General features: G+C 59.9%; 17 protein-coding genes. 8 read left to right on the plus strand and 9 right to left on the minus strand.

The window, feature by feature from the left end:
• The first annotated feature begins 40 nt into the window (after positions 1 to 40).
• Positions 41 to 2,176 carry an N-acetylglucosamine-specific PTS transporter subunit IIBC gene (nagE, locus tag QKB66_RS06335; RefSeq protein WP_311518212.1) on the plus strand — a complete coding sequence of 712 codons (2,136 nt, stop codon included), beginning with the start codon at positions 41 to 43 and terminating at the stop codon, positions 2,174 to 2,176.
• A gap of 141 nt (positions 2,177 to 2,317) precedes the next feature.
• Here nagE and QKB66_RS06340 read toward each other — a convergent pair whose 3' ends face one another.
• The gene (locus QKB66_RS06340; RefSeq protein ID WP_414252934.1) at positions 2,318 to 3,967 is read right to left on the minus strand and encodes an AMP-binding protein; all 1,650 of its coding nucleotides are present in this window, start codon (positions 3,965 to 3,967) and stop codon (positions 2,318 to 2,320) included.
• A 232-nt stretch (positions 3,968 to 4,199) separates the two neighbouring features.
• Between QKB66_RS06340 and QKB66_RS06345 the strand changes: the two genes are divergently transcribed.
• The 3 genes from QKB66_RS06345 to QKB66_RS06355 all read left to right on the plus strand — a co-directional run bounded on the left by QKB66_RS06345 (position 4,200) and on the right by QKB66_RS06355 (position 6,878).
• A complete protein-coding gene (locus QKB66_RS06345) occupies positions 4,200 to 5,012 on the plus strand; it encodes a GDSL-type esterase/lipase family protein (RefSeq protein WP_248093494.1) in 813 nt (270 codons plus the stop codon).
• A gap of 110 nt (positions 5,013 to 5,122) precedes the next feature.
• Complete coding sequence (locus QKB66_RS06350) at positions 5,123 to 6,238, plus strand: S-(hydroxymethyl)mycothiol dehydrogenase (RefSeq protein WP_049146094.1); 1,116 nt, start codon at positions 5,123 to 5,125, stop codon at positions 6,236 to 6,238.
• Positions 6,239 to 6,257: 19 nt separating this feature from the next.
• Positions 6,258 to 6,878 (plus strand): MBL fold metallo-hydrolase, encoded by a 621-nt coding sequence (locus tag QKB66_RS06355; RefSeq protein ID WP_414252935.1) that lies wholly within the window; start codon positions 6,258 to 6,260, stop codon positions 6,876 to 6,878.
• A gap of 27 nt (positions 6,879 to 6,905) precedes the next feature.
• Here the strand turns inward: QKB66_RS06355 and rfbA are convergent, their stop codons facing one another.
• The 7 genes from rfbA to QKB66_RS06390 all read right to left on the minus strand — a co-directional run bounded on the left by rfbA (position 6,906) and on the right by QKB66_RS06390 (position 15,769).
• Positions 6,906 to 7,772, minus strand: coding sequence for a glucose-1-phosphate thymidylyltransferase RfbA (gene rfbA, locus QKB66_RS06360; protein ID WP_049146097.1), 867 nt, complete (start codon positions 7,770 to 7,772; stop codon positions 6,906 to 6,908).
• Positions 7,773 to 7,782: 10 nt separating this feature from the next.
• On the minus strand, positions 7,783 to 9,126 hold the full coding sequence (rfbD, locus tag QKB66_RS06365; RefSeq protein ID WP_248093497.1) for a dTDP-4-dehydrorhamnose reductase: 1,344 nt from the start codon (positions 9,124 to 9,126) through the stop codon (positions 7,783 to 7,785).
• Between the two features lie 53 nt (positions 9,127 to 9,179).
• Entirely contained in the window at positions 9,180 to 10,178 is a 999-nt protein-coding gene (rfbB, locus tag QKB66_RS06370; RefSeq protein ID WP_248093776.1) for a dTDP-glucose 4,6-dehydratase, read from the minus strand.
• A 100-nt stretch (positions 10,179 to 10,278) separates the two neighbouring features.
• Entirely contained in the window at positions 10,279 to 11,709 is a 1,431-nt protein-coding gene (locus QKB66_RS06375) for an HNH endonuclease signature motif containing protein (protein WP_062036100.1), read from the minus strand.
• Positions 11,710 to 11,817: 108 nt separating this feature from the next.
• On the minus strand, positions 11,818 to 13,170 hold the full coding sequence (locus tag QKB66_RS06380; RefSeq protein ID WP_414252936.1) for a M1 family metallopeptidase: 1,353 nt from the start codon (positions 13,168 to 13,170) through the stop codon (positions 11,818 to 11,820).
• Positions 13,171 to 13,231: 61 nt separating this feature from the next.
• Entirely contained in the window at positions 13,232 to 14,317 is a 1,086-nt protein-coding gene (locus QKB66_RS06385; protein WP_248093502.1) for an alpha/beta hydrolase, read from the minus strand.
• A 39-nt stretch (positions 14,318 to 14,356) separates the two neighbouring features.
• Positions 14,357 to 15,769, minus strand: coding sequence for an alpha/beta hydrolase (locus QKB66_RS06390; RefSeq protein WP_414252937.1), 1,413 nt, complete (start codon positions 15,767 to 15,769; stop codon positions 14,357 to 14,359).
• A 608-nt stretch (positions 15,770 to 16,377) separates the two neighbouring features.
• On the opposite strand from QKB66_RS06390, the gene lpdA reads away from it, so the two are divergent.
• Entirely contained in the window at positions 16,378 to 17,790 is a 1,413-nt protein-coding gene (lpdA, locus tag QKB66_RS06395) for a dihydrolipoyl dehydrogenase (protein WP_096336201.1), read from the plus strand.
• A gap of 204 nt (positions 17,791 to 17,994) precedes the next feature.
• On the opposite strand, the gene ramB is transcribed toward lpdA, so the two are convergent.
• Positions 17,995 to 19,401 (minus strand): acetate metabolism transcriptional regulator RamB, encoded by a 1,407-nt coding sequence (gene ramB / locus QKB66_RS06400; protein WP_248093513.1) that lies wholly within the window; start codon positions 19,399 to 19,401, stop codon positions 17,995 to 17,997.
• 391 nt (positions 19,402 to 19,792) lie between these two features.
• Between ramB and QKB66_RS06405 the strand changes: the two genes are divergently transcribed.
• Genes QKB66_RS06405 through QKB66_RS06415 form a run of 3 tightly spaced genes read left to right on the plus strand, consistent with a single transcriptional unit; the run spans position 19,793 to position 23,328 of the window.
• The gene (locus tag QKB66_RS06405) at positions 19,793 to 20,548 is read left to right on the plus strand and encodes a succinate dehydrogenase cytochrome b subunit (protein ID WP_248093515.1); all 756 of its coding nucleotides are present in this window, start codon (positions 19,793 to 19,795) and stop codon (positions 20,546 to 20,548) included.
• 15 nt (positions 20,549 to 20,563) lie between these two features.
• A complete protein-coding gene (locus QKB66_RS06410; protein WP_414252938.1) occupies positions 20,564 to 22,579 on the plus strand; it encodes a fumarate reductase/succinate dehydrogenase flavoprotein subunit in 2,016 nt (671 codons plus the stop codon).
• The gene (locus QKB66_RS06415) at positions 22,579 to 23,328 is read left to right on the plus strand and encodes a succinate dehydrogenase/fumarate reductase iron-sulfur subunit (protein ID WP_061920270.1); all 750 of its coding nucleotides are present in this window, start codon (positions 22,579 to 22,581) and stop codon (positions 23,326 to 23,328) included. Before QKB66_RS06410 ends, QKB66_RS06415 begins: the two co-directional genes overlap by 1 nt.
• Positions 23,329 to 23,369 lie beyond the last annotated feature (41 nt).

The raw sequence follows: 23,369 nt of genomic DNA on the forward strand, positions 1-23,369 counted from the left end.
CATTCCATCCTTCTCTTCTACTCGAAAGGACGATTCAGACATGAAAATAGATGTCATGGGGCCGCTGCAGCGGCTCGGAAAAGCCCTCATGGGCGCTGTGGCGGTGCTGCCCGTCGCGGCGATCCTCAGTGGCGTTGGCTACTGGATCTCCAGCGCGGCTGGCCCGGATAACCTCGCCGCCCAGCTGCTGATCAGCTCCGGCGACGCTGTGCTGTCCAACCTGGGCTGGATCTTCGCCATCGCCATTGCTTTCGGCCTGGCCAAGGATTCCAACGGCGCCGCGGCGCTCTCTGGTTTCCTGGCCTTCGCCACCTTCATGAAGCTGCTGGGCCCGGAGGCCGTGGCCGGCTACCGCGGCATCGAAGACCCCACCGCGCTGACCGGCGATGAGGCCCTGGAATGGGCCGCGGAAGGCTGGAACGCCGTGGGCGGCGGCAACGTCCTCTTCGGCATCCTCGCCGGCGTCATGGCGGCCTGGGTATATAACCGCTTCCACGGCACCAAGCTGCCGGATTTTTTGGCTTTCTTCTCTGGACGGCGCCTCGTGCCGATTCTTACCGCCGTCATCGCCATAGTGATTTCCGGCATCCTCTACTTCGTGTGGCCGTTCATCTACAACGCGCTCTTTAACTTCGGTACCTCCATCCAAGGATTGGGCGCGGCGGGCGCCGGTATTTATGGCGTGGCTAACCGCCTGCTCATCCCGACCGGCCTGCACCACGCGCTGAACTCCGTCTTCTGGTTCGATGTCATCGGTATCAATGACATCGGCAACTTCCAGGCCGGTCAGAAGACCATCGAGGCAGCCGCTACTGCTACCTCCGCCGCCGATTGCCCGGGCATTTGGGCCAACGGCCAGTGCACGGTCGAGGGCGTCGTCGGCCGCTATCAGGCGGGCTTCTTCCCAGTCATGATGTTCGGCTTGCCGGGCGCGGCACTCGCCATGTACCTGCGCGCGGATAAGAACAAGCGCAAGGTCGTCGGTTCCCTGATGGCCGCAGGTGCTTTGGCCTCCTTCTTCACCGGCGTGACTGAGCCGCTGGAGTTCTCCTTCATGTTCGTCGCCCCGCTGCTCTACGTGGTGCACGCGCTGCTGATGGGCCTGTCCGTCTTCATCGCTTCCGCCATGGATTGGACCGCCGGCTTTGGTTTCTCTGCCGGTTTCGTGGACATGTTGCTCTCCTCGCAGAACCCGCTGGCTAATAAGTGGTACATGCTGCTGGTCATGGGTGTGGGCTTCTTCGCCCTGTACTTCGTCATCTTCTACTTCCTCATCGGCTGGCTCAACCTCAAGACCCCGGGCCGCGGCGAGGACGATGCGGTAGCAGATTCCATCGAGGATTCCGCCACCGGCGATGAGAAGACTGCTCGTGATGCCGCCCGCATCATCGAGGGTCTCGGCGGCAAGGACAACATTGACTCATTGGATTACTGCACCACGCGCCTGCGCGTCGGCGTGAAGGAGCAGGCGCTTGTCGACGACTCCGTGATCAAACGCGCCGCCGTCTCCGGCGTCATCCACCCCTCCGAGAAGAGCGTCCAGGTCATCGTGGGCCCGGCCGTGCAATTCATGTATGACGAGGTCAGCCACCAGCTGCGCCACGGCTCCCCGGCCCTGGCCACGACTGGTGCAGCGAGCGCGGCAGGTGCTGGAGCCAGCGCGCCGGCCAGCGCCGCTGCCGCTCAGAGCGGAAGCGGTGATGCCGCTGGCGTCGACGTGCGCGCCCCGTTCGCCGGAGACGTTGTCGAGCTCTCCCAGGTCCCGGATGCGTCCTTTGCGCAGGGCATGGTGGGCGAAGGCTTCGCGGTGATGCCTGATGCCGTCGATGCCTTCGACGTCTGCGCCCCGGTAGACGGCACCATCACCATGATCTTTAAGACGCGCCACGCCTTCGGCATGAAGACCGCGGATGGGCTGGACCTGCTCATTCACATCGGCATCGACACCGTGGAGCTCAAGGGCGAAGGTTTCACCGCCCTGGCTAAGAAGGGCGATACCGTCACTGCCGGCACGCCGATCATCGCGGTGGAGGCAAGCAAGCTGCGCGAGCGCGGCGTCAACCTCATCACCCCGGTGGTGTGCCCGACGGCCAAGCAGGTCGCCGGAGTCGACATCGCTCGCGAGGGCCATGCCCTGCCAGGCGAAGTCGCAGCAACCGTCAAGCGCAGCAGCTAGCCGGCTGGATTAAATCCCAGACACAAAAACTGCCCGAGTTGCCAAAAACAACGTTGTTCCCTGCGGTTAGGAGCGAAGGTTTTGGCAACTCGGGCAGTTTCGGCTCGGAGGGTTCTACGTCTTGAGAGGAATAGGCGTGGGCTAGTCGGTGCCGTGCAGCAGGCGCGGCACCACCTTGCCCGTGGCATTGCGCGGGAGTTTGTCCAGGAAGTGGACATCGCGCGGCACGGAGTGGTCCGCCAGGTTCTCGCGGACCCAGGCGCGGATGGCGTCGGCAGTCACGGCGTTGCCTAGGGCGTCCCGCGTGGGCACCGCCCACACGGCGATGCGCTGGAAGGTGGTTTCATCCTCCACGCCACCGGCATGCACCTCCGCGATGCCCGGCATGGCCTCGAGCACCTCCGTCACCGACTGCGGGTGCACGTTCTCGCCGCCGACGATGATCATGTCATCGGCGCGGCCCACCACATGCAGGTAGCCCTCGGGGTCGATATAGCCCAAGTCCCCGATGGAAATGAGGCCATCGACCTTGTGGAGTGGGATCTTCGGGTTGGTATAGCCAATGAGCGCGGTGGAATTGGTCAGGTAGATCTCGCCGACCTCGCCGCGCGGAACCTCATTGCCCTCCTCATCGAGGATGCGCAGCTTAGTGCCGGAGGCAATCTTGCCGCCGATGGTCGGGTCTTTAGCCACCTCTTCCATGCTGGCCGTCGACGCCAGCGCCAGCTCCGTGGAGCCATAGACGTTGCAGAGAATCGGGCCGAAGCGCTCGTGGGTTTCCTTCACGATCTCCGGGGTCAGCGCATGCCCGGCGGAGGCAATGAACTTCAGGCTCGAGGTGTCATACGCCGAATCCGGGTCAACCTCAACCATCTGGCGGAAGAAGACGGGGGAGGAAAGCAGACCATCGAGCTGGTAGCGCTGGATGTCATCGAGCGCGGCCGCCGGGTCGAAGACGCGACGGGTGACGATGGTATTGCGCAGGCCCAGCGCGATATTGAGGCAGGCCCAACCCCACGTATGGAAGATGGATGCGGTCATCTGCACCTTCTGGATGGCACGCCAGGGGATGTTTTCCACGATGGATGCCAGCACGACCGGCAGCGTCGGCTCCGGGCGCATGATGCCCTTGGGGATGCCGGTGGTGCCAGAAGACATCAGCACGATGTGCCCGTGCTTCGGATACTTTGGCAAGCGGATGTCGCGCACTGCTTCGGCGTGCTTGACGATGCCGTCTAGCGTCGGTAGCCCGAAATGTTCCGCGCCCGAGTCATGCCCGATAATAACGGCGATCCTCTCGTGATAGGCGGGATCGAGGCGGTCGATGAATTCGTCGTCGATGACGAGCACGTTGATGTTGTTTTCCTCGATGCAGCCTGCGAGCTGCTCTGGGGAAGAAGCGACGTTGAGCAGGAAGATATGCGCGCCCGCGTATCCCTTGGCACCTAATGGGGTGATGATGCCGCGGCCGTTGCGGGCCATCACGCCGAGGCGGATTTCTGGCAGATCGAGGCTGCGTAGGTGCTTGGCCAGGGTCTGCGCGTTGTTGCGCAGTTGGCGGTAGGTAAGGGTGCCGTCGTCGTCGATTAGCGCAAGGCGCTCTGGGCAGGTGATATAGCCCTGCTCGAGCTCGCGGGCAGTGGTAAAGCGGTAGCGGCTTAAGATGGGCCCGGCCTTGAGTAGCGGGGTAATGCCATCACGGTGGGTGATGATGCCGGACTTAAAAAGCTGCGGGATAAAGCGGCTCAGGGCAGCGGCGTGGAAGGTTAAATCAGAGAAATTAAAAGGCATGTTGAGTAAAAGTCCTACGTCAATAAGAGAAAGCTAGCGCGACAGTTAGGCTACCGGCTTGTTAAGCGTGTGGGCTGCACAGGCTGTTGCACGGCTCGGAAGATTGTTACTAATGTTACAGAAGTTGCCCCTGTGGACTATAGTATATTTTTGTCATAGAACATATATTGATTCTGAACGGACCGTCCAGGTTGGGCTAAGATGATGGGCAGCAAAATTTGAGAGGAAATCCATGAACCTGAAAAAGAAGGTAATGGCAGCTTTTGCTGCGACCTGTATCGCGGTAGGCCTGGGCACGGCACCTCAAGCGGTGGCAGCCGATGCAAATCTGGTGGCCTTTGGTGATTCCGTGTTGGCCGACCCAGACGCGGGTGCTTATCTCACCGCGCGCCTGAGCTCCCAGAGTGCTGGCGGCGTGAATTGTCCTCAGTCTAATAACTATGCCCGCCGCACTGGCGCGAAGCTGGGCCTGCCGGTCGCGGACTTTTCTTGCTCCGGCGCTGTTTCCTTCTCGCGCGGCCCGCAGATGTTCGCCCAGGTTGATCGCGCGATCCAGACCGGCGCGTTGAGCCCAAATACCCGCCGCGTTCTCTACACCACGGGCTTTAATGACACGTATAACAACCCAGGCATGAGCGAGGGCGAGCTGCGCCGCCGCTTCGTGGATGCGAACGCTCCGCTCATCGGCCGCATCCGTGCTGCGGCGCCAAATGCACGCATTCAGATCGTCGGGTATCCCACCATCGGCTCTGCTGGTAGCTACTGCCTGCTGCACGTGGGTCCGGCACCGCTCGATCACACTTTCTTGCCGAATGTGCAGGCTTGGGAAAATGCTTCCCAATGGATGCAGGTGGACTTGGCCGCTCGTACCGGGACCGAGTTCCTCGACCTGAAGCCGAGCACCCGCGATAACGGCATGTGTGCCACCGCAGATCGCCGCATGTGGGCTGGCCTGGTTGACTTCACTGCTGGCGACGGCAACCTGCCGCTTCACGTAAATGCGCGCGGCCACGAGCATGCGGCAAACGTTATTGCTGGCTCTTAATTTCTAATTTTCGGCGTGCGCTGGGGTAACCCGCGCACGCTTTCGCATATCTGCTGAAATGAATTTTCATTAGTTCGGCCTTGCTGGAAATCCGTGTACGCTGGGGCCACATGAGCAACAACACTGTTAAAGCCGTAATTGCCCGCTCCAAGGGAGCACCGGTCGAGACCGTCAACATCGTGATCCCTGAGCCAGGCGCAAACGACGTCATCGTCAAGGTGCAGGCCTGCGGAGTCTGCCACACGGACCTGGCTTATCGCGACGGCGATATCGAGGACGCCTTCCCATTTCTGCTTGGCCATGAAGCCGCGGGCGTCGTCGAGCGCGTAGGCTCCGCCGTTACCCACGTTGCCGAGGGCGACTTCGTCATTCTTAACTGGCGCGCAGTCTGTGGCGAGTGCCGCGCCTGCAAGAAGGGCGAGCCAAAGTACTGCTTTAATACCCACAACGCCTCCGCCAAGATGTACCTGGCCGAAGATGATAAGGACGCAGGCGCCGAGCTGACCCCGGCCCTGGGCATCGGCTCCTTCGCGGAGAAGACCCTCGTTCACGAAGGTCAGTGCACCAAGGTGGATCCGGAGGAGGATCCGGCGGCGGCGGGACTTTTGGGCTGTGGCATCATGGCTGGCTTGGGTGCGGCCGTCAACACCGCGGAAATCCAGCTCGGCGAGTCCGTGTCCGTCTTTGGTTGCGGCGGCGTCGGCACCGCAGCCATCGCCGGCGCGAAGCTGGCGGGCGCGGCCAAGATCATCGCCGTCGACATCGACGAGGCAAAGCTCGAGACCGCGCGTGAATTCGGCGCCACCGATGTCGTCAACTCTAAGGACATGAGTGAGGATGAAGTCATCGAGGCCGTACGCCAGCTAACCGGCGGCTTCGGCACCGACGTTTCCATCGACGCCGTGGGCATCCAGCCGACTTGGCGCCAGGCCTTCTACTCCCGCGACCATGCCGGCCGCATGGTGATGGTGGGCGTGCCTAACCTCACCGACCACGTCGATATCCCAGCCATCGACCTCTACGGCCGCGGCGGTTCCATCAAGCCGGCGTGGTACGGCGACTGTTTGCCAGAGCGCGACTTCCCTGCATATGTGGCACTGCACCGCAACGGCCAGTTCCCGCTGGATAAGTTCGTATCCGAGCGCATCTCCTTGGACGAGGTCGAAGATTCCTTCGCCACCATGAAGTCCGGCAAGGTGCTGCGCTCCGTCGTTGAATTCGCATAGATTAGGAGAACTAAAGCTAATGCAGATCGACAAGGCCGTAACCAAGGGCAAGTTCCGCCTAGACGGCGGCGAGTGGGACGTGGACAATAACGTCTACGTCGTAGGCGATGCTTCGGGTGTGTACGTCGTGGACCCTTCCCACGACTTGGATGCGGTGGCCGAGCTCGTGGGTGATCGCCCGGTCAAGGGCATCCTGCTCACCCACGCGCACAACGATCACTGCGACTTGGCGCCGGCGGCCGCCGAGCACTTTGGCGCCGAGGTCTACCTCCACCCAGATGACCAGATGCTGTGGGAAGAATCCAACGGCGGCGCCGCGTTCCGCCCGCTGGAGGATAACCAGCAGTTCCAGGTCAGCGGCGAAGACATCACCGTCTTCCATACGCCGGGCCACTCGCCGGGCTGCGTGGTGCTTCACCTGCCGAGCGAGGGCGTGCTGCTTTCCGGCGATACGCTCTTCAACGGCGGCCCCGGTGCCACCGGCCGCAAGTACTCCGACTTTGACGTCATCATCGAATCCCTGCGCAACGTGGTCTTCAACCTGCCCGCCGAGACCCGCGTGCTGCCGGGCCACGGCGATGAGACCACCGTGGGCGCAGAGGCCGCGCGCATCGACGAATACGTCGCCCGCGGCTACTAAACCCGGCTGATTATTAAAACCGCCTGATTAATCCTCGCGCGCCGAGGCCAGCAGGTAGGAGCCGTAGCCGGACTTCATGAGCGGCTCTGCCAGCGCGGCCAAGGCCGGACGGGAGATGAAACCTTCCCGGTAGGCCGCCACCTCCGGCGAGCCGATGACGGTGCCGGTGCGCTTTTGCATCACTTCGACGTAGGCGGAGGCCTCGCTCATCGAGTCCACCGTTCCGGTATCGAGCCACACGTCGCCGCGCTGCATGCGCTGCACCCGCAGCTTGCCGCGGCGCAGGTACTCCTCGTTGACGGCGGTGATTTCCAGCTCGCCGCGGGCGCTCGGGCGGATGCCCTTGGCAATGTCGATTACTGAGTTATCGTAGAAATACAAACCAACCACGGCATGATTGGACTTGGGTTGGGCTGGTTTTTCTTCGATGGACAGCGCGTTGCCTGCCGCGTCGAATTCCACCACGCCATAGCGCTGCGGATCGGAGACCTCGTAGGCGAAGATGATTCCGCCTTCTGGGTCGCGGCACTGGCCCAAGGCGGTGGCAAAGCCGTGGCCTTCGAAGATGTTATCGCCCAACACCAAGGCTACGGAGTCATCGCCGATGAAATCCTCCGCAATGAGGAAGGCCTGCGCCAGGCCCTCTGGACGTGGCTGCACCGCGTAGGAAAGCATGAGGCCTAGTTGGGAGCCGTCGCCAAGCAGGCGCTCAAAAGACGCCGAATCCTCGGGGGTAGTGATGATGAGGATCTCCCGAATGCCCGCCTGAATCAGGGTGCTGAGCGGGTAATAGACCATGGGTTTGTCATAGATCGGCATGAGCTGCTTCGAGATGCCCTTGGTGATGGGGTAGAGGCGTGAGCCTGAACCGCCCGCGAGGATGATGCCTTTCATGCTTGAAAGCCTAATCCAAAGGATAAAGCGCAAGGTAGAGCGCTAGCGCGGCGCGCCAATTCATCGGGCTAAAGCCGGTGGCTTCAATCTTGGAAAGATCCAGCGTAGATTCGCTGGGCCGGCGGGCAGGCTCGACGCCGTACTCCGCGGTGCTGACCGAGTGGACCTCGGCGGGGTCGTGCCCCATGCCGATGAACGTGGCCATGGCGAGTTCATCGCGGCCCACGGTATCGCCCCCGGAGGAGAGGTTGTAGATGCCATAAGGCGCCTGGGTTTCCAGCAGGTGCGCGATGCCCTTGGCCAGGTCCTCTGCAAAGGTAGGCCGGCCGCGCTGGTCATTGATGACCTTCGGCTCGATGCCCTTATTTGCCAGCTGAGCCATGGTTTTGATGAAGTTGTTGCCCTCGCCAAAGACCCACGAGGTGCGCACCACATAGTGCTTAGGTGCCACGCTTGCCGACGCCTCACCCGCCGCCTTCGACGCCCCATACAGGCTCAGCGGGCTAGGGCTTTCTTCCTCGGTGTGTAATTCGGTTTCGCCGTCGAAGATGTAGTCGCTGGAGACGTGCACAAGCGTCAAGTTGTTATCGGCGGCGATGCCCGCCAGCTTGGCAGGTGCCAGCGCGTTGACTTCCCAGGCGCGGGCACGGTCGCTTTCTGCGCCGTTGACGTCGTTGTAGGCGGCGCAGTTGATGATGGCGCTGTAGCGGCGCCAAGGACGCGGCGGCGGATTGGTGATGTCGAATTCCTCGCGCGTGCAGAACTCCGCGTTCGGTAGCACCTTGCGCAGCGCGCGGCCCAGCTGGCCGTTGGCGCCGGTGACCAGCACCTTGCGCGGCGCCATGGGCGTGACGTCCGCTAGCTGCGGGTGCGCGCGGTCTTTGTCGGAGATTTCGGTCGGCTCGAGCGGCCAGTCCACCATGTCGAGGTTGACGAAGGTGTACTCCGCGTCAGGTGACCAATGATCGTTGACCAAGTAGGAATACGCGGTTTTCTCAAGCGCCTGGAAGCCGTTGGCCACGCCCCACGGGACAAAGACGGCGGTATTGGGGCCTACTTCATGGGTGACCAGCTCACCGTAGGTTTCGGAGCCTTCGCGCAGATCGCACCATGCGCCGAAGACCTTGCCGTGGGCCACGCTTACCAGTTTGTCCCAGGGCTCGGCATGCAGACCGCGGGTCACGCCCGCCGCGGCGTTGAAAGAGACGTTGTTTTGCACCGGCTGGAAATCGGGCAGCCCGGCGTCAACCATCTTTGCGCGCTGCCAGTTCTCCTTGAACCAGCCGCGATTGTCTCCGTGGACGTCAAGCTCGATGAACAGTAGGCCCTCGATGGCCGTCTTGGTTACCTGCACGTGTGCTCGTTTCTTCCTGTCTAGGTTTCGTTTAATGGGGTTGCGCTGCCGGCCTAGTGGCCGCGCTGGGCGTAATGCTTCTCGACGTCGCCTTTATCCGGGCGCCACCATTTCTCATTGTCGCGGTACCACTGGATGGTCTGTGCCAGCCCTTCGCGGAAGTCAGTGTAGTGCGGCTGCCAGCCTAGCTCGCGGCGGAGCTTGGAAGCGTCCATGGCGTAGCGCTGATCGTGGCCGGGGCGGTCAGCCACGTGCTCGTAGAGCGCGCCGCCTGCAGCGTTGGTAGCCCCCATGATCTCGCAGATGAGCTCGATGACCTCCTTGTTGTTGATGTCTTTCTGGTCAGCGCCGATGTTGTAGGTCTCGCCGATTTCGCCGTGATCGAGGATGGTGAGGACCGCGCTGTTGTGATCGTCGACGTGAATCCAGTCACGGACCTGCTCACCCGTTCCATATAGCTTGGCCGGCTGGCCGTCTAACAGGTTGGTGATTTGGCGCGGGATGAACTTTTCTACGTGCTGGAAAGGGCCGTAGTTGTTGGAGCAATTCGAGATGGTTGCCCGTAACCCAAAGCTGCGCGTCCAGGCGCGCACCAAGTGATCGGAGCTGGCTTTCGACGCGGAGTACGGCGAGGAAGGCGCATAAGGGGTGGTTTCGGTGAATTTGGTAGCGGCACCGATTTCGAGGTCACCGAAGACCTCGTCGGTAGAGACGTGGTGGAAACGCACATCGTGCTTGCGGCAGGCTTCCAACAAGGTGAAAGTACCTACGACGTTGGTCTGGATGAACGGGGAGGGATCCTGCAGCGAATTATCGTTGTGGGACTCGGCTGCGAAGTGCACCACGATGTCGCTTTGCGCCACCAGTTCATCCACCAGCGCGGCATCGGCAATATCGCCGACAACCAAGCGGCACTCTACGCCTTCGAGGTTCGCTCGGTTACCCGCGTAGGTGAGTTTGTCCAGCACCGTGATGGAGACTTCTGGGCGCGTGGCAGCGACCAAGCGGACGAAGTTGGCGCCGATGAATCCGGCGCCGCCAGTAACTAGCATTCTGCGCATGGATAACAATTTTAGGCTACCTACCTTCACTATTTTCACCTCGCGATAAAACGCAAGCGCAATCCGCCCGCAGGGCACAAGTATCCTGCGGTTAGGCGCTGAGTTTGTGGGCCGGGGCTTTATGTGCAGCTGGGCTGTCGTTGAAATGGATCCTTTCCGACCCTGCCGGACGATAACCAACTCTTCGAGTTATTGGGTCTCGCTCTGCATGCCCCATGTTGCGGAAACCGTCACGTCGGTCATTGTTATCCGCATGATGTCTTCTGCAGAGGAGCGTTAAGTTCTTGAGATCCGTTGCTCCACCTGCTGCCCACGCATGGAGGTGGTGGACATCGCATTCGACCCAAGGGCGGTCACAGCCGGGATGGGTGCATACCAACTCCGAGGCCGCCAAGGCTATCTTTTGATAAAGGCTTGCGCTGCGCTTGCAGCGGCCCAATTCCAGCGGGAATTTCTTATCATCAACCACACCGATGAAATCGTGTGATGCCGCTCCAATACGTAGTAGGTCCAGCGGGGAGAGCTCCACGCCAGCGTTGGTGGCGAACCGGGTGGAAGAATCCATCTCTTCCAACTCGTTCAGCGTGGTGGTGATAAGCAAGGAACCCACACCACCAGTGCCGTGCTGATGAGATTCGAGATAGCTGTGGACAATGGCAGAAAGCTGGTCTGCCATTCTTTGGGAGTATGTGCGGGAATCTTCCTCTGCCGGAAGATTTGGCCCTCCCTGATGGCGAGCTGGGGCAAATGCGGCTTTTAGCATTGCTGCCGTGGCGGCATCGACGTATCCACTGATGAAGACGCCACCATCAGCATCTGGCTGGGAGATGCGCAAGCGACGCTTTTTAATGACTGCGTCTGCATCGGAGACTGATTTGTTTGCTGCACGAATGGCCTCGCGCAGCCAGGCTCGGAGCGCTGTATGTGACATCTCCCGAGACTTCTCCAAAGCGTGCTGGCTAAGCTCTTGCCGGCCAGGGAGCGCGCCCTCCGTGAGGTGCTCAAGTTCCTGTTCGATGAGTGCGATAGTGCGCGCGTGTGCGGCTTCTTCTTCAAGCATTTGCCGGCGGCGCTTTTCTGCGGCTTCCCGCTCCCGACGGGCGCGTTCACGGGTGGCGTCCTCACGCTTTTGTTCTGCCGTTTCGCTGTCACTGCCCGTCGCGCTTGGATGGGCAGAAGCTGGCGCATCTGCGGCCGCTTCCTCCGAAAGCGGGGCAAAGAGCGATTGCCCGGTCTTTATGCGCGCCTGTGCCTCCGGATAGGTCAGGCCCAAACGTGCGGTGAGATAGTCTTCCGGCTTGCTGGAGCCGACTGTACGGCCAGCGTCATCTCGGGCAGCAAGGAAGGCAAAGGCGGCATCGATGGTGGTCTTCTTTCCCATTGCGTTCTCGAGGTGCTCGAAAGCAGGATGCAAACGGCCGAAGTAGAGGTCTGCGGGTTCTTTCATAAGTTCCCGCAGTTCTGTTAGCGATGTGGCAATTTCGTTGACTGTGGAGATAATCGCTTCGTGTTTGTCTTGCATGGCGCCCCACCCCCCTCGGCGTTTCGATTACATGTTCTATTTTATCCACATACAACGACCTGTCAAGGGTAAATTGGAAAATAAGTTCGAAAGTTTGGGGGGTGGTGCTTAAGCCGGGAAGTGCGGCAATTGTTCTTGTTCCAGCCACTGCTCCAGCAGGCCATCGAGCGTGGCCGTATCTTCCGCGCGCTCGCGCAGCTTCGCAAGCAGGTTTTCCGGCGTAACCACGCCGTGGCGGCCTTCTGCCAGGTAGGAGCGCACGGCGTCGAAAAAGGCGGCGTCGCCAAGCAGTACGCGTACCGCATGTACCGTGAGCGCGCCGCGTTTGTATACGCGATCATCGAACATGTCTTGAGTGCCCGGATCTGCCAGCAGCACATCCTGCGCCTTGCGAGCGAGCACGTTGTAGTGCGAACGCGCAGACTCATGCACCGTCCGGCCATGCGCGTGCTCCATCCACAACCACTCGCAGTAGCAGGCAAAACCCTCGTTGAGCCAAATATCCTTCCACTCGCTAAGGCCTACCGCATTGCCAAACCACTGGTGGGAAAGCTCGTGAGCGATGAGACGCTCGAAGGTAGGCGAGACATGGTTGGAGCCGAAAATCGAAAGGCCCTGGGCTTCCAGTGGGATTTCCAGCTCGTCCTCGGTGATGACAACCTGATATTCGTCAAACGGATAGGCGCCGAAGCAGGAAGAGAAGAAGTCCAACATCTCCTGCTGCTGGGCAAAGACCTCTTGGACAGGCGTCTTGAGCGCTGACGGAACCCAGGCGCGCACCGAGTCGCCAAGCCTGACCTCGCTAAACTCGCCTACCTGAACCGTAACGAGGTAGGTAGCCGTGGGGTGTTCGGTGCGGTAATGCCAGCGCGTCATCGAACCGCTGGCGGATTTGCGGGAAACCAGCTTTCCATTCGAAATCACGCGGAACGGATTATCTGCGGTGATCTTAATGTCAAAGGTGGTCTTCTCGCTCGGGGTATCGTCGCATGGGAACCAGCTCGGGGCACCGTTGGGCTGGCTAGCTACTAGAGAGCCGGATTCGGTTTCCTCCCAGCCGAGTTCGCCCCACGGGGTGCGGATGGGGCGTGGGGAGCCGCCGTAGCGGATGTGTAGCTCGAACTCGGTTCCCTCTGCGATGGTATCCGCGAAAGTCAGGCGCAGCTTGCCCACGGACTGGCGGAACTTCGCCACCCGAGGCGCGCCCTTGGCGGTGATGCGGCGGGCTACCATGGCGCCGCCGAGATCGAGCGTGAGCTTGTCGACGTCCTCTAGCACCCGGATATGCAGGACCGCTTCACCTTGCAAAAGGTTGGGCTCAACGCGGTAGGTAAGGTCCAGGTCATAATGGGTGACCTCATAACCTAAGTTGAACGCGACACCTGTGTATCTATCGCGCTGTTCAGATAGTTGACCGGCGGTGGATGCGACGTGCGAAAGGGCGGTGGAAAGCAGCTTCATAATGCTGCGATCCTACCGCCCTTTAAGGATGAAACCCTATTCGCGTTGAGGCCTTATAGGCCTATACACCGAGAGCCGATGCAAATACGGGCCAGGACTTCTCGATGTCCTCGCGCCAGCCCGGCCAAGAGTGGGTGCCGGTATTGCGGAAGTTGTAGGTAGCCGGGATGTTCTGCTGGTCCAGCTTGGCCTTCAGGTTGTGGGTGCAGCTGTTAACCGCAGCCTCGATGATGCCGCCCTCGACCTGGAGCTGTGCGGATCCGACGAATGCGGCGGCCGGGTTCATGCCCTGTGCGGTGTAGTAAGAAGGCATATCGGTCTTGCCAGCCAGGCCGGAGGCAGACGAGACGTACAGAGCGGTGCCCTCCAGATTGTGGGAATTCAGAAGGGCGTCATTGTAGCGGTTGTAGTCGCTGCCCATTGGGCCCCACATCTGCTCCGGCTGGCCGCCGCCACGGTTGACGGTCAGGCGCAGGAACTCATAAGGGAGCTGGGAGGAGGTTGCGGCACAGCCCGCGTAGGAGCCGGCTGCGTCGTAGAAGCCTGGATTGTGCTCTGCGAACAGCAGGGAAGAAGTAGCGGACATCGACATACCAGCCACTGCACGCTTATCGGAAGCGCTGAGGCGCTGCTCGATTGGTCCTGGCAGCTCCTTGGTCAGGAAGGTCTCCCACTTCTGCGGGCCCTGCAGGTACTTACCGTTTGGCTCCTGCTCCCAGTCAGTGAAGTAGGAGAAAGCACCAGCCTGCGGAACGACAACGTTGACGTCCTTCTCGTGGTAGAAGTCAACCGCGTCGGACAAGCTTAGCCAGTCAGAATCCTGCTCTGCAGATCCAGCGCCGTTGAGCAGGTAGATGGTTGGACGGTCCTCGCTCTTAGCCTTGATGACAGCCAGCGGGATATCGCGATCCATGGAAGGCGAGTGGGCCAGCAGCTTCTCGACGCGGCCGTCATCCTTGTACTTCTTGTACCACTTGGTGCCTGCTACATCAGCAGGAACGGCGCTCGGGTCGATCTCAGTGATGGTGGACAGCGCAGTGTCACCTGCAATGGTTGCTGGTGCAACGGTAGCAGCACCAGCAGAAGGTGCAACGAGTGCGCCAGCAGCGATTGCGGCTGCGGCGATGATAGAGCTAATACGCTTCATTAACTTCTTTCCCAACGTGTCGAGAGTTTTAAGGAGAGCTTACTGTGCTGGCGCTTCTAGGTCTACCGGCGGGGCGTCAGCGGGGGCAGGCTGCTCATCATTAGGGATATCGGCGTCGTCAAGCTTTTCGTTAGCAAGTACTTCATCAGCATTGTTTGCCTCGGCGACGTGAGCCTCCGATTCTGGGGTGTTGAATGCCGTGCCGAAGACCTTCCAGGAAGCGTTGATGTCTTCCAACCAGCCCGGCCAGGAGTGGGTGCCGGTGTTGCGGAAGTTGAATGTAGCCGGCACGTCTTCGTGATTGAGCTTTGCCTGCAAGTCATGGGTACAAGCGCTCATTGCGGCTTCGATGGCACCACCTTCAAACACGAGGGTGGAAGAAGACTTGGTCGAACCTAAATCGGTTGCGCCCGCGAGGCCGGAGCCGGCGGACACGTAGATGTCGGTGTCACCCAGGTTGTTCTTGGTCGCGTTGATGAGACCGTCGTTATAACGGTTGTACTCGCCACCCATTTCGCCCCACATCTGCTCTGGGGTAGCGCCGCCGCGGCCCAGGGTTAGCTGGAGGTAGAAGTGCGGCAGCGGCCTCGAGGTAGCGGCGCAGCCGGCGTAGGAGCCGACTGCGTCGTAGAAGCGTGGGTTGTGTTCAGCCAGCAGCAGTGAAGAGGTGGCGGACATGGACATGCCAGCGATGCCGCGCTGCCCGTTGCCGTTGATGTGATCCTCCAGCGGGCCAGGCAGCTCCTTGGTTAGGAAGGTCTCCCACTTCTGTGGGCCCTTAAGCCCGTACTTGCCGTCCGGTTCCTCCAGCCAATCGGTGTAGTAGCTGAATGCGCCAGCCTGCGGGATGACGACGTTGACATTGCGGTCTCCGTAGAAGTCATCGATGTCTTGAGTGCCCGGCTTTTCCGGATCTAGGTCGCGGCCAGCGGTGCTGACGATCCAATCCATGCCTTGCTCAGCGCCGCCTGCGCCGTTGAGTATGTATAGCGTCGGGCGTTGCGAATCGAATTTGCCGTCAGGGGTGATGACGGCAAGCGGGATTTCGCGGCCATTCATGGCAGGGGAAGAGGCCTGCATGGTGACGATTTTGGCGCGGTAGTCCGGGTACTTGTAAACGTAGCCGTACCACTTCAACTCGTCTGGCAACTTCGCCATATCTAGGTCGAAGCTCAGCTCCTTGTACTTCGCGGCATCGAGAGTGCCGTCCGCTGCGGCTGCGCGGTAGGTATCGATGCTTTCTCGGTATTCGTCTTCGGAGACCAAAAGGCCCTGAATGGAGGGATCTGCGTTAAGGACTTTCCAGGCGGAATCCTCGGTGATGGTGGAAGGGGTGGCGTCGCCTGCCACGGTGGCAGCAGGCACTTCAGATGCGGTGGCCGGAATGGTCGTACACCCCAAAATCAGCGCTGCAGAGGCAGCGACTTTGACCAATGAGTGGAGAGTCTTCATTTAGGTTTGCTTCCTTAGAGGGAGTCGGTAATGCGTGAGAGGGTACGCGCATTTTCGTTGACTATATTCCCTTGTGCCCTCGCCAAAGGCAAGAGGTAGGAGAGAGGAGACAACGAGGGAGCTACAGTCAAACTATCAAGTAACAAAAGTGAATGCTGGTGAACATGTGGCTTTTGTGTCATAATTTCGGCTGGAATTAGCGCACTGCGTAACGTATGTGCCTAAGATGCCGTTATAAAGAGTGCAATTTACTCGCAGGAAACCATCCCCACCAGCAGGTTTCTTTCCCCTCCCTGCATTTGTGCAGCAACAACAGAAAGTAAGACTTCATGAACGCTTTTGATTCCTTCATTGTCGCCATCAACAACGTCCTCGGCGCTTGGGTACACGCTGGCTCTTCCATGTCCTCCGAGGCTGCGCTGGGCATGGGTCTGTTCTAAGACACTGCTTCGGCTGAACCAATCTCCCTTTCCTACCTTGCTTTTAAGGCAGGAAAGGGAGATTTTTTAATTCCTGCGAGGGCTGCGTTTTCGCCTTAAAAAGTTAAAAGGCACTCAATCTTGGGGGAGAGTGAGACAGCGCGGATAATCTTCCGTATTCTTGTACGCGTGACTCAAGAACATTATGACGTTGTAGTACTCGGCGCGGGCCCAGGCGGCTACGTGTCCGCCATCCGCGCAGCCCAGCTTGGCAAGAAGGTTGCTGTCATTGAGAAGCAGTACTGGGGAGGCGTCTGCCTCAACGTTGGCTGTATTCCTTCCAAGGCGTTGCTGAAGAACGCCGAGGTAGCACACACCTTCAACCATGAGGCTAAGGCATTCGGCATCTCTGGTGATGTCTCCTTCGACTTCGGAGTTGCTCACAAGCGCTCCCGCAAGGTCTCTGAAGGCATCGTCAAGGGTGTCCACTACCTGATGAAGAAGAACAAGATCACCGAGATCAACGGCCTTGGCTCCTTCAAAGACGCAAAGACCATCGAAATCACCGAGGGTGATGACAAGGGCAAGACCGTCACCTTCGACAACTGCATCATCGCAACGGGCTCCGTCGTTCGCTCCCTCCCGGGCGTTGAAATCGGCGGCAACATCGTTTCTTACGAGGAGCAGATCCTCAAGGATGAAGCTCCGAAGTCCATGGTTATCGTGGGCGCCGGCGCAATCGGCATGGAGTTCGCATACGTTTTAGCTAACTACGGCGTGGACGTCACCATCGTCGAGTTCATGGACCGCGTCCTGCCGAACGAGGACAAGGACGTCTCCAAGGAGATTGCTAAGCAGTACAAGAAGCTTGGCGTGAAGCTGCTGACCGGCTTCAAGACCACCTCCATTAAGGACAATGGCAACGATGTCACCGTCGAGGTCGAGTCCAAGGATGGCTCCAAGACCGACACCCTGACTGTTGACCGCTGCATGGTTTCCATCGGCTTCGCACCGCGCGTTGAGGGCTTCGGCTTGGAAAACACCGGCGTTGAGCTCACCGAGCGCGGCGCTATCGCAATCGACGATTACATGCGCACCAACGTTCCGGGCATCTACGCAATTGGTGACGTCACGGCAAAGCTTCAGCTTGCACACGTTGCTGAGGCACAGGGCGTGGTTGCTGCTGAGGTTATCGCTGGCGCTGAGACCCAGCTACTGGGTGACTACATGAACATGCCGCGCGCTACCTTCTGCAACCCGCAGGTTGCTTCCTTCGGCTACACCGAGGAGCAGGCACGCGAGAAGTTTGCTGACCGTGACATCAAGGTCGCAACCTTCCCGTTCTCCGCAAACGGCAAGGCAGCGGGCCTCAACGAGACCGCCGGCTTCGTCAAGCTCATTGCTGACGGTGAGTTCGGTGAGCTCATTGGTGGACACATGGTTGGCTCCAACGTCTCCGAGCTTCTTCCGGAACTGACGTTGGCACAGCGCTTCGACCTCACCGCTGAGGAAATCGGACGCAATATCCACACCCACCCAACGCTTTCTGAGGCAATGAAGGAAGCTGCCGAGGGCATCGGCGGCCACATGATTAACCTCTAAGCGCTTTTCGCGTTAAGGCCCCCGCGAGGGGGCCTTTTCTGCATCTTCTGGCAAATACCCAGCCCTGGAAACACAGACCTGCTGGTGGCGATCCCGCGAGAACAATCGGGGATGCGAGTACGACCACGAGGTCTTGTTTTTCAGGGCTGGGTATTCGCGTTCCGGCAGCGAAGCGCGGCGCCGCGAGCCCAGGATGTCGCGTGCTTAGTACGGCGCCACTGCGGAGCGGTGGGCGTCGATTGTCAGCGTTTCGTTGATGGCGGGGAAGGCGCGCTGGGCGCAATTGGCACGTGGGCAGGTGCGGCATCCGTTGCCAATCGGAGTCGCGGCAGATAGGTCGCCCAGATCAAGGCCCTCGGCATATACCGTGCGGTCAGCATGACGAGCCTCGCAACCCAGGCCAATGGCGAAGAGCTTATTTGTATCGCCGTAGCGGCCCTGGTGGTGCTGAACCGAACGCGAAATCCACAGGTAGTTGCGCCCATCGGGCATCTGCGCGAGTTGGCGGGAGATAACTCCGGGGTTAGAGAAGGTCTCATAAATGTTCCACAGCGGGCAGGTGCCGCCCGAGTTGGAGAAGTGGACGCCGGTGGCCGATTGACGTTTGGACATATTGCCGGCGCGGTCCACGCGGACGAATGTGAATGGAATGCCACGCTTGTTCGTGCGCTGCAGGGTAGATAGGCGCGAAGCCACCGTTTCGTAGCCCACGCCAAAGACTTGGCATAGGTATTCCAGGTCATAGCCCGATTGCTCTGCTTCAGAATGAATAGTGGTGTAGGGAAGGATTGTGGCTGCCGCAAAGTAGCTGGCGATGCCTCGCTTAGCAAGGTTGCGCGAGGCGTCGGAAGTGAAGGGCTCTTCGTCGACAAGGGAGTCGATGAGCTCGCCAGCTTCCAGAAATCCCAGCTCAGCAGCCATGCGGAAGGAGCGCTGCCCCTCGGAGAGGCGGCTGGCGAGGCGGAACGTTCCGCTTTCGCGGTCGAAACGGTGTAGCGTGCCATCCATTTGTGGTGTCGTTATGATCTCGACGCCGTGTTTGTCGCGCAGTCGCGCTGAAAGGGCAGCCTCGGTATCGCGGATGCGGAATTGCGAAACGTCCAGCTCAGAAGCGAGCGTCTCAGCGTGAACGTCTAGTTCATCCAGGTAGTTTTGGCGCGCATAGAAGAAGTCGCGGACTTCGTCGTGTGGCATGGAAAGCGCCTGTGTGCCTGCGGAGCGGCGGGTATCGGTGGCAAGAGACAGTTTGTCGCGAACATTGCCGTAGCGGCGGTGAATCTCCACCAGCGTGCGGGCCACGGTGGGGTGGTTATAAACCAACTCGGACAATTCCTGCAGTTCAACGGGGGAGGGGCATAGCTCCTTGTCTTGGATGACATCCTGGATTTCAGCCAGCAGGCGGGAGTCATCATCGCGGGAGAAGAAGGTGGCGTCGACGCCAAATACTTCAGTAATCCGCAGCAGTACCGGTACGGTTAAAGGACGGACGTCGTGTTCGATCTGATTGACATAGCTAGCCGAAAGCCCCAGCGTGGAGGCTAGGGAGGCCTGGCTTAGATCCCGTTCGCGCCGCAATTGGCGCAGGCGTGAACCCACGTAAGTCTTACTCATGTGAAAAAGATTACTGGTCCTGCCATCCTGTAACAGGATTTTTGCAAAGATCGTGTGAAGCTTCTTAACCGCCCTGCGAACAGGGGTAAAAATGTGTGGAGTGTGGGTGGTGTGACTCCTGCGAAAGTTTGACACATAAAGGGGTAAACTAGTCACTCCGAAAATTAGCTGTGACGAACCTCATAGGCGCCTGGGAATTACGCAACGTGAGTATTGCGTAAAAAGCAGCGTGCAAGGTAAACGGCTTTTCGAATACTCCGTTTTAGGCGATCCTTACCTAAAGAATTTTCTACGGACTGCTCAGGCCCTTAAGAAGAGGCTGCGTTGGCCCGAATTTGACTAGTTGCCAGCGGATAAGGCTGCGTAAGGTAATAGCGACTATGGAGGTGTCATGTCTGTAAAAAATCCTGACCGTGAGGCAATCGCTCACGGCCGCATCACTAACGAAACGATTCGTACTAAGCCTTCCGTACCCACCTGGGCACTGAAGATTACGATGGCCATCACCGGCCTGTTCTTTGCGCTTTTCGTAGTCGGTCACATGGCCGGCAACCTGAAGCTTTACTTGCCGGCACACGACGGCGACGAAGCACTCGATATCTACGGCGAGTTCCTGCGTGATCTGGGCGCACCGCTCATCCCGCACGGCCACCTGCTGTGGATGATCCGCATTGTTTTGCTGGCTTGCGTTATTGCACACATTTACGGTGCAGTCGCACTTACCGCTCGCTCCAAGCAGTCCCGCGGCAAGTTCAAGCGCACCAATCTGATGGGTGGCCTCGACTCCTTTGCAACCAAGACCATGCTGGTCACCGGTGCAGTCCTGCTGCTGTTCATCATCTTCCACCTGCTGGACCTCACCATGGGTGTGCAGCCGGTTGCGCCTGAGGCATTCGTGCACGGCGAGGTCAAGGCAAACATGATTGCCACCTTCAGCCGCTGGCCAGTCACCATCTTCTACGTTCTGGCGATGTGCTGCCTGTTCCTGCACCTGACCCACGGCATCCGTCTGGCTGCTTCTGACCTGGGTATCACCGGTGCGAAGTGGCGTCAGGTCTTCGTGATTCTGGCCTACATCATCCCGGCTGTAGTTTGCATCGCAAACATCGTTATGCCGCTGTCCGTCGCCCTGGGTTGGGTCAGCTAAAGGAGCTTTTTAAAAATGACTAACACTGAACTCAAGCGCGAGCACCCGAAGTTCTCGCACCCGACGTCGATTGTCCCGGGCGTCACCGCAGGTCGCATCCTGGAGTCCCACGAGCCGCACGGCGTTCCGATGAAGGAAATGTGGAGCTACCAGAAGGATCATATGGATCTGGTCTCCCCGCTCAACCGCCGCAAGTTCGAGATCGTTATTGTTGGTACCGGTCTGGCGGCCGGTTCCGCAGCTGCCGCCCTGGGCGAGCTGGGCTACAACGTGAAGGTCTTTACCTACCACGATTCCCCACGTCGTGCGCACTCCATCGCTGCGCAGGGCGGCGTCAACTCCTCCCGCCACAAGAAGGTGGACAACGACTCTGCATATCGCCACACCAAGGACACCGTGAAGGGCGGCGACTACCGCTGCCGCGAGTCCGACTGCTGGCGCTTGGCATATGAGTCCGTTCGCGTTATCGATCACATGAACGCCATTGGTGCTCCTTTCGCCCGCGAGTACGGCGGCACCCTGGCAACCCGCTCCTTCGGTGGTGTCCAGGTTTCCCGTACCTACTACACCCGTGGTCAAACAGGCCAGCAGCTGCAGCTGTCCACCACCTCGGCGCTGTACCGCCAGATTGGCCTGGGCAACGTGGAGCTGTTCGCTCACCACGACATGCAGGACATCATCACCTACAACGACAACGGTGTGAAGCGCGCGGGCGGCATCGTTACCCGTAACCTGATTACCGGCGAGCTGAAGGCCTTCACCGGCCACGCAGTAATCCTCGGTACCGGCGGCTACGGCAACGTCTACCACATGTCCACCCTGGCTAAGAACTCCAATGCTGGCGCCATGATGCGTGCTTACGAGCACGGCGCATACCTGGCTTCCCCGGCATTCATCCAGTTCCACCCGACGGGTCTTCCGGTCAACTCCGAGTGGCAGTCCAAGACCATCCTCATGTCCGAGTCGCTGCGTAACGACGGCCGCATTTGGTCCCCGATCAAGGAAGGCGACGACCGCCCCGCCAACGAGATTCCGGAGGAGGAGCGCGACTACTTCTTGGAGCGCCGCTACCCGGCCTTCGGCAACCTGGTTCCGCGTGACGTTGCTTCCCGTGCGATCTCCCAGCAGATCAACAAGGGCCTGGGCGTCGGACCACTGCACAACTCCGTTTACCTGGATTTCCGCGATGCAATCCAGCGTCTGGGTAAGGACAAGATCCGCGAGCGTTACTCCAACCTCATCGAGATGTACGAAGAGGCAATCGGCGAGTCCGCATACGAGACCCCGATGCGTATCGCACCGACCTGCCACTTCACCATGGGTGGCCTGTGGACCGACTTCAACGAGATGACCGCTATCGACGGCCTGTTCGCCGCCGGTGAGTGCTCTTGGACCTACCACGGTGCGAACCGCCTGGGCGCTAACTCCCTGCTGTCCGCATCCGTCGACGGCTGGTTCACCTTGCCGTTTACGGTTCCTAACTACCTGGCTAAGCACCTCGGTGAGGACAAGCTGGCTGAGGATTCGGCCGAGGCACAGAAGGCTGTTGCGCACGCACAAGATCGCATCGACCGTCTGATGGGAGTGCGTGGCAATGACCCGCACGGCCCGGCTCACTACCACCGCCTGCTCGGTGAGATTCTCTACTGGGGCTGCGGCGTTTCCCGTAACGTCGAGGACCTCAAGGTTGCTATCCAGAAGATTCGCGATCTACGCGAGGAATTTTGGGCTAACGTCCGCATCACCGGCAACGCCAACGACATGAACCAGGTTCTCGAGTACGGTCTGCGCGTTGCTGACTACATCGACCTGGGCGAGCTCATGTGTGTTGACGCACTGGACCGCGACGAGTCCTGTGGTGCGCACTTCCGTGACGACCACCTCTCCGAGGATGGCGAGGCTGAGCGTGACGATGAGAACTGGTGCTTCGTTTCTGCCTGGGAGCCAGGCGCAAACGCTGGCGAGTTCATCCGCCACGCAGAGCCGCTGTACTTTGATTCGATCCCGCTGATGACAAGGAACTACAAGTAATGAAACTGACACTTGAGATCTGGCGTCAAGCCGGACCGACGCAAGAAGGCAAGTTCGAGACCGTGCAGGTTGACGACGCCGCCGAGCAGATGTCCATCCTGGAGCTGCTCGACCACGTCAACGAGGGCATGGTCGAGGCTGGCAACGAGCCTTTCGCATTCGCATCCGACTGCCGTGAGGGCATCTGCGGCACCTGTGGTCTGCTGGTCAACGGCCGCCCACACGGCCCAGGCCAGAACACCCCGGCCTGCCAGCAGCGCCTGTTCCAGTTCAAGGATGGCGACAAGATCAAGCTGGAGCCATTCCGCTCTGCCGCATACCCGGTTATCAAGGACATGATCGTGGACCGCTCCAAGCTGGACCACGTCATGGAGCAGGGTGGCTACGTCTCCATGGACGCCGGCACCGCTCCGGATGCCGATACCCTGCACCTCAACCACGAGACCGCCGAGTACTCCCTCGACCATGCTGCCTGCATCGGCTGCGGTGCCTGCGTGGCATCCTGCCCGAACGGTGCAGCTCACCTGTTCACCGGCGCGAAGCTGGTTCACCTCTCCCTCATGCCGCTGGGCAAGGAAGAGCGTGGCCGTCGTGCACGCAACATGGTCGATGACCTTGAGCAGAACTTCGGTCACTGCTCCCTCTACGGCGAATGCGCTGACGTCTGCCCGGCAGGCGTTCCGCTGACCGCTGTGTCCGCGGTTACCCGCGAACGTGCACGTGCTGCTTTCCGCGGCAAGGACGACTAAGATATAGTCATTCACAGGAATAACAGGAACGAGAGAAAGTT

Source organism: Corynebacterium sp. c25Ua_89, from assembly GCF_047459735.1.
GTDB lineage: Bacteria > Actinomycetota > Actinomycetes > Mycobacteriales > Mycobacteriaceae > Corynebacterium > Corynebacterium simulans.